The 14,578-nt window shown below is 67.6% G+C and carries 15 protein-coding genes; 10 read left to right on the forward strand and 5 right to left on the reverse strand.

Features of this window, described 5'->3' with window-relative positions:
* The 3 genes from ftsH to glmM all read left to right on the forward strand — a co-directional run.
* On the forward strand, positions 1–1,227 hold a 1,227-nt coding region (ftsH, locus tag AB7U92_RS08180; RefSeq protein ID WP_428575689.1), incomplete at its 5' end, for an ATP-dependent zinc metalloprotease FtsH.
* A gap of 69 nt (positions 1,228–1,296) precedes the next feature.
* Positions 1,297–2,133 (forward strand): dihydropteroate synthase, encoded by an 837-nt coding sequence (folP, locus tag AB7U92_RS08185; protein ID WP_428575690.1) that lies wholly within the window; start codon positions 1,297–1,299, stop codon positions 2,131–2,133.
* A gap of 26 nt (positions 2,134–2,159) precedes the next feature.
* A complete protein-coding gene (gene glmM, locus AB7U92_RS08190) occupies positions 2,160–3,491 on the forward strand; it encodes a phosphoglucosamine mutase (RefSeq protein ID WP_428575691.1) in 1,332 nt (443 codons plus the stop codon).
* 28 nt (positions 3,492–3,519) lie between these two features.
* Here glmM and AB7U92_RS08195 read toward each other — a convergent pair whose 3' ends face one another.
* Positions 3,520–4,005 carry a fasciclin domain-containing protein gene (locus tag AB7U92_RS08195; protein ID WP_428575692.1) on the reverse strand — a complete coding sequence of 162 codons (486 nt, stop codon included), beginning with the start codon at positions 4,003–4,005 and terminating at the stop codon, positions 3,520–3,522.
* 187 nt (positions 4,006–4,192) lie between these two features.
* On the opposite strand from AB7U92_RS08195, the gene pstS reads away from it, so the two are divergent.
* The 7 genes from pstS (at position 4,193) to phoR (ending at position 10,753) form a co-directional block, all read left to right on the forward strand.
* Positions 4,193–5,233, forward strand: coding sequence for a phosphate ABC transporter substrate-binding protein PstS (gene pstS, locus AB7U92_RS08200; protein WP_428575702.1), 1,041 nt, complete (start codon positions 4,193–4,195; stop codon positions 5,231–5,233).
* 153 nt (positions 5,234–5,386) lie between these two features.
* Entirely contained in the window at positions 5,387–6,319 is a 933-nt protein-coding gene (pstC, locus tag AB7U92_RS08205; protein ID WP_428575693.1) for a phosphate ABC transporter permease PstC, read from the forward strand.
* A complete protein-coding gene (pstA, locus tag AB7U92_RS08210; RefSeq protein ID WP_428575694.1) occupies positions 6,316–7,182 on the forward strand; it encodes a phosphate ABC transporter permease PstA in 867 nt (288 codons plus the stop codon). The genes pstC and pstA overlap by 4 nt, the downstream gene beginning before the upstream one ends.
* A 10-nt stretch (positions 7,183–7,192) precedes the next feature.
* Positions 7,193–7,978 carry a phosphate ABC transporter ATP-binding protein PstB gene (pstB, locus tag AB7U92_RS08215; protein WP_428575695.1) on the forward strand — a complete coding sequence of 262 codons (786 nt, stop codon included), beginning with the start codon at positions 7,193–7,195 and terminating at the stop codon, positions 7,976–7,978.
* Between the two features lie 16 nt (positions 7,979–7,994).
* Positions 7,995–8,702 carry a phosphate signaling complex protein PhoU gene (gene phoU / locus AB7U92_RS08220; RefSeq protein ID WP_428575696.1) on the forward strand — a complete coding sequence of 236 codons (708 nt, stop codon included), beginning with the start codon at positions 7,995–7,997 and terminating at the stop codon, positions 8,700–8,702.
* Between the two features lie 10 nt (positions 8,703–8,712).
* On the forward strand, positions 8,713–9,414 hold the full coding sequence (gene phoB / locus AB7U92_RS08225) for a phosphate regulon transcriptional regulator PhoB (protein WP_428575697.1): 702 nt from the start codon (positions 8,713–8,715) through the stop codon (positions 9,412–9,414).
* A 16-nt stretch (positions 9,415–9,430) separates the two neighbouring features.
* On the forward strand, positions 9,431–10,753 hold the full coding sequence (phoR, locus tag AB7U92_RS08230) for a phosphate regulon sensor histidine kinase PhoR (RefSeq protein WP_428575698.1): 1,323 nt from the start codon (positions 9,431–9,433) through the stop codon (positions 10,751–10,753).
* 4 nt (positions 10,754–10,757) lie between these two features.
* Here the strand turns inward: phoR and AB7U92_RS08235 are convergent, their stop codons facing one another.
* The 4 genes from AB7U92_RS08235 to AB7U92_RS08250 all read right to left on the reverse strand — a co-directional run.
* Positions 10,758–12,419 (reverse strand): hypothetical protein, encoded by a 1,662-nt coding sequence (locus AB7U92_RS08235; RefSeq protein WP_428575699.1) that lies wholly within the window; start codon positions 12,417–12,419, stop codon positions 10,758–10,760.
* A 96-nt stretch (positions 12,420–12,515) separates the two neighbouring features.
* Positions 12,516–12,770, reverse strand: a complete 255-nt coding sequence (locus AB7U92_RS08240; protein ID WP_428575700.1) for a type B 50S ribosomal protein L31 — start codon at positions 12,768–12,770, stop codon at positions 12,516–12,518.
* Between the two features lie 95 nt (positions 12,771–12,865).
* Entirely contained in the window at positions 12,866–14,128 is a 1,263-nt protein-coding gene (gene rho, locus AB7U92_RS08245; protein ID WP_428575701.1) for a transcription termination factor Rho, read from the reverse strand.
* A 276-nt stretch (positions 14,129–14,404) separates the two neighbouring features.
* A partial coding sequence (locus AB7U92_RS08250) for a thioredoxin family protein (RefSeq protein ID WP_428575703.1) occupies positions 14,405–14,578 on the reverse strand: 174 nt, incomplete at its 5' end.

Here is a 14,578-nt window from a genome sequence, read left to right on the forward strand (position 1 = left end):
TCCGACTTCGTCGAAATGTTCGTCGGCGTCGGCGCGGCGCGCGTGCGCGACATGTTCGAGCAGGCCAAGAAGAGCGCGCCGTGCATCATCTTCGTCGACGAGATCGACGCCGTCGGCCGCCACCGTGGTGCCGGCCTGGGCGGCGGCAACGACGAGCGAGAGCAGACGCTAAACCAGATGCTCGTCGAGATGGACGGCTTCGAGACCAACCTGGGCGTGATCGTGATGGCAGCCACCAACCGGCCCGACATCCTCGACCCCGCGCTGCTGCGCCCCGGACGCTTCGACCGCCAGGTCTACGTGACGCTGCCCGACGTTCGCGGCCGCGAGCAGATCCTCAACGTGCACATGCGCAAGGTGCCGGTGGGCCAGGACATCCGCGCCGACATCCTCGCGCGCGGCACGCCGGGCTTCTCGGGCGCCGACCTCGCCAACCTCGTCAACGAGGCGGCGCTGTTCGCCGCACGGCGCAACGGCCGCGTGGTCGAGATGGTCGACTTCGAGCGCGCCAAGGACAAGATCATGATGGGCCCCGAGCGCAAGTCCATGGTCATGCCCGAGGAGGAGCGCCGCAACACCGCCTACCACGAGGCCGGCCATGCCCTGGTGGCGCGGCTGATGCCCAAGACCGACCCGGTGCACAAGGTCACCGTGATCCCGCGCGGCCGCGCGCTGGGCGTGACGATGCAGCTGCCCGAGACCGACCGCTACAGCATGGACAAGGAGCGCATGCTCTCGACCATCTCTGTGCTGTTCGGTGGCCGCATTGCCGAGGAGGTCTTCATGAACCAGATGACCACCGGCGCCAGCAACGACTTCGAGCGCGCGACGCAGATCGCGCGCGACATGGTCACGCGCTACGGCATGACCGACGAGCTCGGCCCGATGGTCTATGCGGAGAACGAAGGCGAAGTGTTCCTCGGCCGTTCGGTGACCAAGACCACCAACATGTCCGAGGAGACGATGCGCAAAGTCGACGGCGTGATCCGCCGCATCATCGACGAGCAGTACGCCATCGCCCGCAAGCTGATCGAGGACAACAAGGACAAGATGCACGCGATGGCGCATGCGCTGCTCGAGTGGGAAACCATCGACAGCGAGCAGATCGACGACATCATGTCCGGCAAGCCGCCCCGCCCACCGAAGGACTGGACGCCCTCGGCCAGCAAGAGCACGCCTCCGACCCCGCCGGTCAGCCCGGGCGGTGCCGCGGCGACCACGGCCTGAGTTCGGTCAATCCTCACTCAAGTGCATCCATGGACGGGGCTTCGGCCCCGTTCTTCGTTTCCGAACGCGATGAACAGCTTCTGGCAGACCACCCGCTTTCGCATCGACCTGTCGCGCCCACAGGTGATGGGCATCGTCAACGTGACGCCGGACTCCTTTTCCGACGGCGGCCTGCATGCCGATACGGGCCGGGCCCTGGTGCACTGCGAGCGGCTGGTGGCCGAGGGCGCGGACATCCTCGACATCGGCGGCGAATCCACCCGCCCGGGCGCCGCGCCGGTGCCGCTGGAAGAGGAACTCGCCCGCGTGCTGCCGGTGCTCGAAGGCGCCCTGAAGCTCGGCGTGCCGGTGTCCATCGACACCGTCAAGCCGGAGGTGATGAAGCGTGCGCTCGAGCAGGGCGCCGACATCGTCAACGACATCAACGCCTTGCGGCTGCCGGGCGCGGTGGAGGCGGTGGCCGCACACCCGGCCTGCGGCGTCTGCCTGATGCACATGCGCGGCGACCCGGCCACCATGCAGCAGCGCCCGGCCTACGACGACGTGGTCGCCGAGGTGCGCGCGTTCCTGCACGAGCGACTTCAGGCGCTCGAAGGGAAGGACGTGGCGGCCGAGCGCATCGTGCTGGATCCGGGCATCGGCTTCGGCAAGAGCGTCGATCACAACCTCGAGCTGATGCGCCGCCAGCGCGAGCTGCTGGCGCTGGGGCGGCCGCTGCTGCTGGGCTGGTCGCGCAAGTCGACCCTCGGGGCCCTCACCGGCCGCCCGGTGGAGGAGCGCCTGGCGGCCAGCGTGGCGGCGGCGCTGGCCTCGGTGCAACTCGGCGCCCGGATCGTGCGTGTGCACGATGTCGCGGCCACGGCCGACGCCCTCAAGGTGTGGGGGGCCGCCGGGCTGGGCGGCTGACCGAGAATCGCGCGCGGAGGACATCGATGAGCAGAACCTACTTCGGCACCGACGGCATTCGCGGCACGGTCGGCCAGAGCCCGATCACGCCCGACTTCATGCTGCGCCTCGGCCATTCGGTCGGCCGCGTGCTCAAGCGCAGCGAGGCCCGCCCCACGGTGCTGATCGGCAAGGACACCCGGATCTCCGGCTACATGATCGAATCGGCGCTGGAAGCCGGCTTCGCCTCCGCCGGCGTCGACGTGCTGATGACCGGCCCGCTGCCCACCCCGGGCGTGGCCTACATGACGCGCGCGCTGCGGCTGAGCCTGGGCGTGGTGATCAGCGCTTCGCACAACCCGTTCGACGACAACGGCATCAAGTTCTTCTCCGCGCGCGGCGAGAAGCTGCCCGATGCCTGGGAGCTCGAGGTCGAGGCGATGCTCGAGCAGCCGGCCGAGTGGGTCGATTCGGCGCGGCTGGGCAAGGTGCGCAAGCTGGAGGACGCCCGCGGCCGCTACATCGAGTTCTGCAAGAGCACCTTCAGCGGCGAGCTGTCGCTCAAGGGCATGAAGCTGGTGGTCGATGCGGCGCACGGCGCGGCCTCGCGCGTGGCGCCCGACGTGTTCCACGAGCTGGGCGCCGAGGTGGTCGCGATCGGCTGCAGCCCCGATGGCATGAACATCAACGCCGGCGTCGGCGCGACGGCGCCGGGTGCGCTGATCGAGGCGGTGAAGGCCCACCAAGCCGACTACGGCGTCGCGCTGGACGGCGACGCCGACCGGCTGCAGCTGGTGGATGCCTCCGGCCGTCTCTACAACGGCGACGAACTGCTCTACGTGATGGTGGCCGACCGCCTTGCGCAGCAGCAGGCCGTGCCGGGTGCAGTCGGCACCCTGATGACCAACATGGCCGTCGAGGTGGCGCTGAAGTCGCGTGGCGTGCCTTTCGTGCGGGCCAAGGTCGGCGACCGCTACATCCTCGAGGAACTGGCCGCCCGCGGCTGGCAGCTCGGTGGCGAGGGCTCCGGCCACCTGCTGGCGCTGGACAAGCACACCACCGGCGACGGCATCGTGAGCGCGCTGCAGATCCTGCAGGCGGTGCGCCGCACCGGCCAGTCGCTCGCCGAGCTGTTGTCCGGCGTCACGCTGTTCCCGCAGACGCTGATCAACGTGCGCCTGGCCGAGGGCAGCGACTGGAAGAAGAACGTCATGCTGGCCGCTGCGCAGGAACGCGTGGCCAGCGAGCTGGGCGGCAACGGCCGGGTGCTGATCCGCGCCTCCGGCACCGAGCCGGTGCTGCGCGTGATGGTCGAGGCGCGCGACGCCGCTGTGGCCCGGCGCAGCGCCGAGCAGCTGGCCGAGGCGGCACGCGGCTGAGTTCGGGCGGCGAACGCCGCCCGGGCCATCACTTCTTCGGCTTCGGGGGCATCAGCACCCGGTCGATCACGTGGACCACGCCGTTGCTGGCGGGCACGTCGGCCTGGGTGACCATGGCGTCCTCGACGGTCACGTAGCTGCCGGCCTTCGCGAGGGCCAGGTTCGCGCCCTGCACCGTCTTGGCGTTGCCGTTCTTCACCTCCGCGCTGGCCACCTGGCCCGGCACCACGTGGTAGGTCAGCACCGATTTCAGCAGCTCCTTGTTGGCAGCGAGCTCGGCCATGGTCTTGGCGGGAACCGCCTTGAAGGCATCGTCCGACGGCGCAAAGACGGTGAACGGCCCGGGCTGGCGCAGCGTGTCGGCCAGGCCGGCGTCGGCGATCAGCTTGTTCAGCGTGGACAACTGTGGGGTGCGGGCGGTGGTGTCGGCGATGGTGGCCGGCGCGGAACTGGTAGCGCAGCCTTGCAGCAGGGCCGCGGCGGACACTGTGACGAGAGCGAGAATGTTCTTCAAGGGGGAGCCTCCGGGGTTGTCTTTCCGCGGCGAAGGCTAGTGGCGATCTATGACAGTGTGGTGATGGTTGCGTGACAGAAACAAGGGAAGGTTGGCGACGCAGGAGGATATAAAGGGGTTGTCACACTTTCGTCATGAGCGATTCCTAGCATCCAGCTCATCCAACCACCGACGAAAGGTCCATTCCATGATCCACCGAACCGCCCGCGGTTTCGTCATCGGCGCGACGCTCTCCCTCACCGCCGGCCTGGTCCTGGCTCAGGACATCACCGGGGCAGGCGCCAGCTTCCCCAACCCGATCTATTCGAAGTGGGCCGATGCATATAACAAGGCCACCGGTGCTCGCCTGAACTATCAGTCCATCGGCTCGGGTGGTGGCATCAAGCAGATCAAGTCGAAGACCGTCGATTTCGGGGCCTCCGACATGCCGCTGAAGGACGAGGAACTTGCCAAGGAAGGCATGATCCAGTTTCCGACCGTGATCGGCGGCGTCATCCCCGTGGTCAACATCAAGGGCATCGCGCCGGGGCAGATCAAGCTCACCGGCCAGGTGCTGGGCGACATCTACCTGGGCAAGATCACCAAGTGGAACGACGCGGCGCTGACGGCGCTGAACCCCGGTGTGCCGCTGCCGGACGCCGCCATCGCCGTGGTGCGCCGCGCCGACGGTTCGGGCACTTCCTTCCTGTTCACCAACTACCTGTCGAAGGTCAACGCCGAATGGAAGGCCAAGGTCGGCGAGGGTACGGCCGTCAACTGGCCGACCGGCGCGGGCGGCAAGGGCAACGAGGGCGTCGCGGCGTTCGTGGGGCGCCTGCCGAACTCGATCGGCTATGTGGAGTACGCCTACGTCAAGCAGAACAAGTTGACCTACACGCTGCTGAAGAACAAGGACGGCAACTTCGCCTCGCCGGACGAGACCAACTTCAAGGCCGCGGCAGCCGGTGCCGACTGGTCCAAGACCTTCTATCAGGTTCTGACCGATCAGCCCGGCAAGGACACCTGGCCGATCAGCGGCGCCACCTTCATCCTGATGCACAAGGTGCAGGACAAGCCGACCAACGCGGCGAATGCCCTGAAGTTCTTCGACTGGGTTTACACCAACGGCGACAAGATGGCGTCCGAGCTGGATTACGTGCCGATGCCGGATTCGGTGAAGGCGATGATCCGCAAGCAGTGGGCTGACAACATCAAGGATGCTTCGGGCAAGACCGTGGCGTTCAAGTGATCCGACTCTGAGACTGCGACAATCCGGGCCAGCCGCTACGGCCGGCCCGGTTCGGGAGCCCGCATGACCGCGACCCTGCCTGCCGGCGCATCCCTCGAGGAGACGCCCATCGAAAGCCTCGGATCGACCGGATCACCCCCGCCGGGCCGGCGCATGTCGCGCTGGCCCGATGCATTGTTTTCATTTCTGGCGCATGGCGCTGCCTGGGTCACGCTGGCGCTGCTGGTTGGCATCATCATCTCGCTCGTGATCGGGGCCATGCCGTCGATCCGTGAGTACGGGGTGAGCTTTCTCTGGCGCGCCGAGTGGGATCCGGTGCAGGACAGCTACGGCGGCCTGGTGATGATCTACGGCACGCTGATGAGTTCGTTCATCGCGCTGCTGATCGCCGTGCCGGTGAGCTTCGGCATCGCGCTGTTCCTCACCGAACTCTCGCCGAACTGGCTGAAGCGCCCGCTGGGCATCGCCATCGAACTGCTGGCCGCCGTGCCCTCGATCGTCTACGGCATGTGGGGCCTGCTCGTGTTCGGCCCGCTGCTGGCCCAGTACGTCCAATTGCCGCTGCAGTCGGCATTCGGCGACGTTCCTGGCCTCGGCCAGCTGTTCAAGGGTCCGCCGGTGGGCTTGGGGCTGCTGTCGGCCGGCATCATCCTGGCCATCATGGTGATTCCCTTCATCGCCTCGGTGATGCGCGACGTCTTCGAGGTCACGCCGCCGATGCTCAAGGAGTCGGCCTATGGCCTGGGCTCCACCACCTGGGAGGTGGTCTACAAGGTCGTGCTGCCCTACACCAAGACCGGTGTCATCGGCGGGATCATGCTGGGGCTCGGCCGTGCACTGGGCGAGACGATGGCGGTCACTTTCGTCATCGGCAATATGAACCAGCTCGAGTCGCTGTCGCTGTTCGAGGCGGCCAACAGCATCACCTCGGCGCTGGCCAACGAGTTTGCCGAAGCCGGCGAGGGCTTGCACCAGGCCTCGCTGATCTATCTCGGCCTGGTGCTGTTCTTCATCACCTTCGTCGTGCTGGCCCTGTCCAAGCTGCTGCTGGCGCAGCTCAAGAAGGGCGAAGGAGGTCGGTCATGAGCGTGGTCGGGTTCGATTCCTCGCGTCTGGCCAGGCACGTGATGCGCAAGCGCGTCAACGCGGTGGCGCTGACGCTGTCTCTGGCGGCCATGGCGTTCGGCGTGTTCTGGCTGGTCTGGATCCTGATCGAGACGGTACGCCTGGGCGTCGGCGGCATCGCGCTGGCCACCTTCACCGAGATGACGCCGCCGCCGCAGGCCGACACCGGCGGCCTGGCCAACGCGATCTTCGGCTCTCTGGTGATGGTGTCGCTGGCCACGCTGCTGGGCACGCCGATCGGCATCTTCGCCGGCATCTACCTGGCCGAATACGGGCAGAAGGGCTGGCTCGGCAGCGTGACGCGTTTCATCAACGACATCCTGCTGTCGGCGCCATCCATCGTCATCGGCCTGTTCATCTACGCCGTGGTGGTAGCGCGCTTCAAGTCCTTCTCCGGCTGGGCGGGGGTGCTGGCGCTGGCGCTGATCGTGATTCCGGTGGTGATCCGCACCACCGAGAACATGCTCAGCCTGATCCCCAACGCGCTGCGCGAGGCCGCCTATGCGCTGGGCACGCCGAAATGGAAGGTCATTTCCTCGATCACGCTGAAGGCGGCACGCGCCGGCGTGGTCACCGGCGTGCTGCTGGCGGTGGCGCGCATCGCCGGCGAGACCGCGCCGCTGCTGTTCACCGCGCTGTCCAACCAGTTCTGGACCAGCAACCTTGGCGAGCCGATGGCCAGCCTGCCGGTCACCATCTTCAAGTTCGCGATGAGCCCCTACGAGAACTGGCAGAAGCTGGCCTGGGCCGGCGTCTTCCTGATCACGCTGGGCGTGCTGGGCCTGAACATCCTGGCGCGCGTGCTGTTCCGCAACAAACACTGAGACCCGCACCATGGACGTCAAAGTCGACCTGCCCGTGACCGAGAAGGTGAAGATCTCGGTGCGTGACCTGAACTTCTACTACGGCAGCTTCCACGCGCTGAAGCGCATCAACCTCGACATCCCCGAGCGCAAGGTCACGGCCTTCATCGGCCCATCGGGCTGCGGCAAGAGCACGCTGCTGCGCACCTTCAACCGGATGTTCGAGCTCTACCCCGAGCAGCGCGCCGAGGGGCAGATCCTGCTCGACGGCGACAACATCCTCGAGAAGCGCCACGACGTCAGCCTGATCCGCGCCAAGGTCGGCATGGTGTTCCAGAAGCCGACGCCGTTCCCGATGTCGATCTACGACAACATCGCCTTCGGCGTGCGCCTGTTCGAGAACCTGCCGCGCGTCGAGATGGACGAGCGCGTCGAGTGGGCGCTGAAGAAGGCGGCGCTGTGGACGGAGGTCAAGGACAAGCTCGGCCAGAGCGGCTCGGGCCTCTCGGGCGGCCAGCAGCAGCGGCTGTGCATTGCGCGCGGCATCGCCATCAAGCCCGAGGTGCTGCTGCTGGACGAGCCCTGCTCGGCGCTCGACCCGATCTCCACCGGCAAGATCGAAGAACTCATCACAGAACTCAAGGCCGACTACACCGTGGCCATCGTGACCCACAACATGCAGCAGGCGGCGCGCTGCTCGGACTACACCGCCTACATGTACCTGGGCGACCTGATCGAGTTCGGCCCGACTTCGGACCTCTTCATGAAGCCGAAGAAGAAGGACACCGAGGACTACATCACCGGCCGCTTCGGCTGAAGCGAAGGACACCGCCATGAGCGACAAGCATCTCTCGACGCAGTTCGATTCGGAGCTGAGCGCCATCTCCACCCGTGTGCTCGAGATGGGCGGGCTGGCCGAATCGCAGGTGGCCCAGGCGATCTACGCGCTGGTCAACTTCAGCGGCGAGACCGCTTCGCAGGTGCTGAAGCAGGAGGAACTGGTCAACCAGATGGAAGTGGAGATCGACCGCGACCTCTCCACCATCATCGCCCGGCGCCAGCCGACCGCGCGCGACCTGCGCCTCCTGATCGCCATCTCCAAGACCATCGGTAATTTGGAGCGCGTCGGCGACGAGGCGGCTCGCATCGGCCGCACCGTGCAGCGGCTGATCAACTCCGGCGTGTCGAGCCGGCTGCGCGTGCCGGCCAACGACGTCTCCTTCGAGGCCAGCCTGGCCACCGCCTCGCTGCGCAAGGCGCTCGACGCCTTCGCGCGGCTCGACGCGGTCAAGGCACTGGAGGTCATCAAGGACGACAACCAGATCGACCAGGAATTCGACGGACTGATGCGCAAGCTGATCACCTACATGATGGAAGACCCGCGCACCATCTCCGCCTCGATCGACCTGGTGTTCGTGGCCAAGGCGATCGAGCGCATCGGCGACCACGCCAAGAACCTGGCCGAGCAGATCATCTACATCGTCAAGGGCACCGACGTTCGCCACCACTCGCTGGAGAACCTCGAGTCCATCGTCCGGTGAGGAAGAGCCGATGAGCCGCGTGCTGGTGGTTGAAGACGAGTCGGCGATCGCCGAGCTGATCTCCCTGAACCTGCGTCATGCGGGCTACGAGGTGACGCTGGCCGCGACGGCGGAGCAGGCCCAGGCGGCGGTGGATGGCGTGCTGCCCGACCTGGTGCTGCTCGACTGGATGCTGCCCGGGCAATCGGGCCTGGCGCTGGCGCGCCGCTGGCGCGGCGAATCCCGCACGCGCGAACTGCCCATCATCATGCTGACCGCGCGCGCCGACGAGGCCGACAAGGTGGCCGGGCTCGATGCCGGCGCCGACGACTACCTCGCCAAGCCGTTCTCCACCAACGAGCTGATGGCGCGCATCCGTGCGGTGCTGCGCCGCAAGGCGCCGGAGGCGCTGGACTCGGCGGTCGAACTCGGCGGCCTGCGGCTCGACCCGTCGACGCGGCGCGTCAACCGGGGCGAAGTCGAGCTCAAGCTCGGCCCGACCGAGTTCCGCTTGCTGCACTTCCTGATGACGCATCCCGAGCGGGTGCACAGCCGGGCCCAGTTGCTTGACCGGGTGTGGGGCGACCACGTCTTCATCGAGGAGCGCACGGTCGACGTGCACGTGAAGCGGCTGCGCGAGGCCCTGGCGCCGGCGCAATGTTCGCAGATGGTGGAGACCGTGCGTGGTGCCGGCTACCGGCTCACCCAGCAGGTGGCGGCTCCCTCGGCGTGACTTCCCGGAGCCTGCGATGAACTGGCTGCTGCCCCGGCTCACCGCCGGAGTGCTGGCCATGCTGGCCGGCGGCTTCCTGGGCTACCTCGTGTCGGCGGTGGAGCACACCGTGGTCTGGCGCGTGCTGGCCGGCGGCGCCATCGGCGTGGCGCTCGTGGCACTGCTCGACACCGCGCGCGGCTACCGCCTGATCAACTGGCTGCGAGGCAGCCAGGAACTGCAGGCGCCGCGCGATGCCGGCTTCTGGGGCGAACTCGGCTACCGCGTCGAGCGGTCGATCCGCCTGCGCGAGCAGAGCCTGGCGCAGGAGCGGCTGCGCCTGGAGCAGTTCCTCTCGGCCATCGAGGCCTCACCCAATGGCGTACTGATGCTCGACGGCAGTGACCAGATCGTCTGGTGCAACTCGGTCTCGGCGGACCACTTCGGCCTCGACCCGCAGCGTGACCGTCGGCAGCGCATCACCAACCTCGTGCGCGCGCCGGCCTTCGTGGGCCATCTTCAGCAGGAGAATTTTGCCGAGGCGGTGAGCTTTCCCAACCCGCGCGGCGACGGCACGCTGTCTGTCCTGTTGCGCCCCTACGGCGACGGCATGAAGCTGGTGCTCTCGCAGGACATCACCGACCGCGAGCGAAACGAGGCCATGCGGCGCGATTTCGTCGCGAACGTGTCGCACGAGATTCGCACGCCGCTGACCGTTCTGGCCGGGTTCATCGAGACGATGAGCAACCTGCCGCTCACCGAGGTGGAGCGCAAGCGGGTGCTCGAGCTGATGACGCAGCAGACGCAGCGCATGCAGACGCTCGTCAGCGACCTGCTCACGCTCGCCCAGCTGGAGGGCAGCCCGCGACCGGCGGCTGACCGCTGGGTGGCGCTGGCGCCACTTCTCGCCCAGGTGGAATCCGACGCCAGGGCGCTGTCGGCGGGGCGGCACACGATCGAGTTCGCTTCGGTCGAGCCCGCCGAGCTGGCCGGCGCGCCGAGCGAACTGCTCAGTGCCGTCAACAACCTGGTGAACAACGCCGTGCGCTACACGCCCGAAGGCGGGCGCATCAGCGTCGGCTGGCAGCTGCTGCCCGACGGCGGCGCCGAGCTGATCGTCGCCGACACCGGCCTGGGCATCGAGCGCGAGCACCTGCCGCGGCTGACCGAGCGCTTCTACCGCGTCGACGGCAGCCGTTCGCGAGACACCGGCGGCACCGGCCTGGGTCTGTCGATCGTCAAGCACGTGGTGCAGCGGCATGGCGCCGAACTGCTGATCGACAGCGAGCCGGGCAAGGGATCGCGATTCCGCCTGGTATTCCCGGCGCTGCGCGTGCGCAGCGGCAGCACGACTCGCTGACGGCTCAACGGGCTGCCGCGCTGCGGCGATAGACCACGGTGAAGTCCTGCCGGTCGGTCGGGCGCTGGATGCGCGCGATCGGCTTCCAGCCGGGGTACTCCGGCGTGGGCTGCTTCGCGTCGAGCGAGGCGATGAGGAATTCGCAGGGGGCCAGCTCGGGCGGCGTGATCGCATCGACGCGGTAGCGGCCCATCGATTCCAGCGCGGCGAGCAGGGCGCGCGGCACCTGGGGCGCGGCGATGCAGGCATCGCGTGGAATGTGTTCGCCCAGGCGCGCCAGCAGCGGCCGATAGCTGCGTGCATGGTCGAGCAGCGGCAGCCACAGGGTCATCAGCAGCAGCCAGCACACCGCCACGCCGCCGGCGGGCAGTACCAGGCTCTTCCACAGTGGATGTCGGTGGCGGCCGGTGCGCCAGCGCACGAGCCAGATCCAGGCCAGCGTGCCGGCGGCGGCGATCAGCAGCGCCGGCAGAGAGAAGACGGGCACGAACTCGGGCGCCAGCCGGGCGACGTTGGCTGCCGGCTTGGCCGGCACGCCGGTCTGCAGTGCGGCATAGATCACCCAGATCGCCAGCGCGCAGATGCTGAAGAAGAAGACCGAGAACCAGTCGATCGCCGCCGCGGTGCTGCGTTGCAGGGTGGGCAGCGCGAAGGCAGCGAGCACGGCCAGCGACGGCACGCCCAGCATCAGGGCGCGGTCGGAGCCGCCCATCGCCAGGCAGGCGAGCACGGCCGCCAGCGTGATGCCCAGCGGCACCGAGATGTGCCGGTGCAGCAGGTGGCCGCGCCAGCGCCACAAGGTCCACAGAGCCAGCGGCCAGGCCGGCCAGCCGAACCAGGCCAGCAGCCGCAGCGTGCTGAACGGATGCAGGTTGGCCAGGTCGGCGACACGCCAACCCCAGGCCGAGAGCGCCGTGCCCACCGCGACGGCGGCCAGGCCGGCGCCGGCGATCCACAGTGCCGTGCCGCGCACCTGCGCGTAGGCCGACCTGGCGCAGATTGCGGTGCCGACCGCGGCCAGCACCACGGCCATGGCGGGTGCGCCGCTGGCGGCCATCACGGGCAGCGCAAGCAGGGCAGCGGCGCGCGAGCGGCCCTTGCGGAACGGGGCGGCGGCCAGCGCATAGAGGAATAGGGTGGCACCGACGAGCTGCACCAGTTCTGGTGTCGTCTCGTGGCCGAGCTGCAGCAACCCGAGCGTGGCCACGACGGCCAGCAGCGCCCCGTCGGCGACCGCCCGCGCATAGTCCACCGGCGTGGCTTCGCCGCCGAAGGCGAAGGCCAGCGGCTGGGCGGCTTCGGTGCGCGCGAGGTGGTAGGTGGCGTACCAGGTGAGCGTCAGCACCAGTGCCAGCAGCATGGCGAACGGAATGCGCGCCGCCAGCGCGGCGTCGAGCCAGGGAAGGGCCTTGATGAAGACGGCGCCCAGCCAGTACGGCACCAGTGCACCGTCGGTCGGCAGGCCGGCCAGGGCCGGGGCAAACCAGGGGGCGCGACCTTCGGCCAGCGCTGCCATGTGGCCGAACGCGCTGACGTCGGCGTTCTTCCACGGATCTCGGCCGAACACCCCCGGTAGCACGTAGGCCGCGCAGAACAGCAGCAGGGCCATGCGCGGCAGACGCTGCGCGGCGCGCTGGGTGACGAGGGCAGGTGTGGGCGAGTTCAACGGCGCGTGGCGGCGAGGTCGCCAATGATGCAGCAGAAGCCGCAGATGCGAAAAGGGCAGCCGAAGCTGCCCTGGTCGTGTGCTCGCGCGAAGAACTTACTTCTTCAGGTGAGCGAACTTGTTGCGGAACTTCTCGACGCGGCCGCCCAGCGAGTCCACGCTCTTCTGCGTGCCGGTGTAGAAGGGGTGCGATTCGCTGGTGGTTTCCAGCTTCACCAGCGGCAGCTCGCGGCCGTCGTCCATCTTGACGGTTTCCTTCGTCTGCACGGTCGAGCGCGTGACGAACTTGAAGCCGTTGGACAGATCCACGAAGCAGACTTCGCGGTAGCTGGGGTGGATGCCTTCTTTCATGAGGTGCCTCTGCGCTGTGGTTGCGGGAGCCACGCCGAACCGCTCGGCGCACTTTCCGACGCTGGAAAACCGCGAAGTATAGCTGATCTTCCCGATCAGCCCCCGCGCCGCATCATGTCGAAGAAGTCCAGGTTGTTCTTCGACTGCTTCATCTTGTCGAGGATGAACTCCATCGCCTCGATCTCGTCCATGTTGTAGAGCAGCTTGCGCAGGATCCAGGTCTTCTGCAGGATCTCCGGCTTGAGCAGAAGCTCCTCGCGGCGCGTGCCGCTCTTGTTGATCAGGATCGAGGGGTAGACGCGCTTCTCGGCCATGCGACGGTCGAGGTGGATCTCGCAGTTGCCGGTGCCCTTGAACTCCTCGTAGATCACCTCGTCCATGCGGCTGCCTGTGTCGATCAGCGCGGTGCCGATGATGGTCAGCGAGCCGCCTTCCTCGACATTGCGTGCCGCGCCGAAGAAGCGCTTCGGCCGCTGCAATGCGTTGGCGTCCACGCCGCCGGTCAGCACCTTGCCCGAGGAGGGCAGCACGTTGTTGTAGGCGCGGGCGAGGCGGGTGATCGAATCGAGCAGGATGACCACGTCCTTCTTCAGCTCGACCAGGCGCTTGGCGCGTTCGATCACCATCTCGGCCACCTGCACGTGGCGCGCGGCGGGCTCGTCGAAGGTGGAACTGATCACTTCGCCGCGCACGGTGCGCACCATCTCGGTCACTTCCTCGGGGCGCTCGTCGACGAGCAGCACGATCAGGTAGACGTCGGGATGGTTGGCGACGATCGCGTGGGCGATGTTCTGCATCATCACCGTCTTGCCGGTCTTGGGCTGGGCGACGAGCAGGGCGCGCTGGCCTTTGCCGATCGGCGCGATCAGGTCGATGATCCGGCCGGTGATGTTCTCCTCAGACTTGATCTCGCGCTCGAGCTTGAACTGCTCCTTCGGGAAGAGCGGCGTCAAGTTCTCGAACATGATCTTGTGCTTGCTCTCCTCCGGGGTCAGGCCGTTGACGCGGTCGACCTTGACGAGCGCGAAGTAGCGCTCGCCGTCCTTCGGCACCCGCACCTCGCCTTCGATGGCGTCGCCGGTGTGCAGGTTGAAGCGGCGGATCTGGCTCGGGCTGAGGTAGATGTCGTCGGTCGACGCCATGTAGCTCGTGTCCGGCGAGCGCAGGAAGCCGAAGCCGTCGGGCAGCACCTCGAGCACGCCATCGCCGAAGACCTGCTCGCCGGCCTTGGCGCGCTTCTTCATGATCGCGAACATCAGCTCCTGCTTGCGCATGCGGGCGACGTTCTCGATCTCCAGCGCCTCGCCCATCTTGATGAGCTCGGAGACGTGAAGCGCTTTCAGTTCGGAAAGATGCATGGGGGGACACCCTGGGGTGATGTGCCGTGAACCGCGCCAAGGGCGCACGGCCGGAAACTCGGGCCACCTCTCACGACCGCTTTGAAGCCTGGCGGCGTGGACCTGCGTCTGGGAGCTGCGGGAACGCTGGAGTGGGGGCCGGATCCACGCTGAGCCCGATGCGGGCTGGAACTGGCGCCCGAGGTATCGGGGCGCGTTTCCGTGCGTGGTGGCTGGATCTTCTGCGACGCCGACCGGCGACTCGTGGGGCCGGGTCGGCGCAGCGATTGGCGAAGATTATAGATGACCGTCGAGGAAGGCCGTCAATTGGGCCTTGGAGAGCGCGCCGACCTTGGTCGCGGCGAGCTGGCCGTTCTTGAACAGCATCAGCGTCGGGATGCCGCGGATGCCGAACTTGGCCGGCACGTCGCGGTTCTCGTCGACGTTCATCTTGGTGATCTGCAGGCGGCC

The organism is Piscinibacter sp. (genome assembly GCF_050175855.1).
Lineage (GTDB): Bacteria > Pseudomonadota > Gammaproteobacteria > Burkholderiales > Burkholderiaceae_C > Piscinibacter.

What these genes read in the sequence shown, in the direction of transcription:
- phoU (WP_428575696.1), top strand. Translation starts at nt 7,995, where the DNA reads ATGAGCGACAAGCATCTCTCGACGCAGTTCGATTCGGAGCTGAGCGCC.
- pstC (WP_428575693.1), top strand. Translation starts at nt 5,387, where the DNA reads ATGTCGCGCTGGCCCGATGCATTGTTTTCATTTCTGGCGCATGGCGCT.
- pstS (WP_428575702.1), top strand. Translation starts at nt 4,193, where the DNA reads ATGATCCACCGAACCGCCCGCGGTTTCGTCATCGGCGCGACGCTCTCC.
- pstA (WP_428575694.1), top strand. Translation starts at nt 6,316, where the DNA reads ATGAGCGTGGTCGGGTTCGATTCCTCGCGTCTGGCCAGGCACGTGATG.
- pstB (WP_428575695.1), top strand. Translation starts at nt 7,193, where the DNA reads ATGGACGTCAAAGTCGACCTGCCCGTGACCGAGAAGGTGAAGATCTCG.
- folP (WP_428575690.1), top strand. Translation starts at nt 1,297, where the DNA reads ATGAACAGCTTCTGGCAGACCACCCGCTTTCGCATCGACCTGTCGCGC.
- phoB (WP_428575697.1), top strand. Translation starts at nt 8,713, where the DNA reads ATGAGCCGCGTGCTGGTGGTTGAAGACGAGTCGGCGATCGCCGAGCTG.
- rho (WP_428575701.1), bottom strand. Translation starts at nt 14,128, where the DNA reads ATGCATCTTTCCGAACTGAAAGCGCTTCACGTCTCCGAGCTCATCAAG.
- AB7U92_RS08240 (WP_428575700.1), bottom strand. Translation starts at nt 12,770, where the DNA reads ATGAAAGAAGGCATCCACCCCAGCTACCGCGAAGTCTGCTTCGTGGAT.
- phoR (WP_428575698.1), top strand. Translation starts at nt 9,431, where the DNA reads ATGAACTGGCTGCTGCCCCGGCTCACCGCCGGAGTGCTGGCCATGCTG.
- glmM (WP_428575691.1), top strand. Translation starts at nt 2,160, where the DNA reads ATGAGCAGAACCTACTTCGGCACCGACGGCATTCGCGGCACGGTCGGC.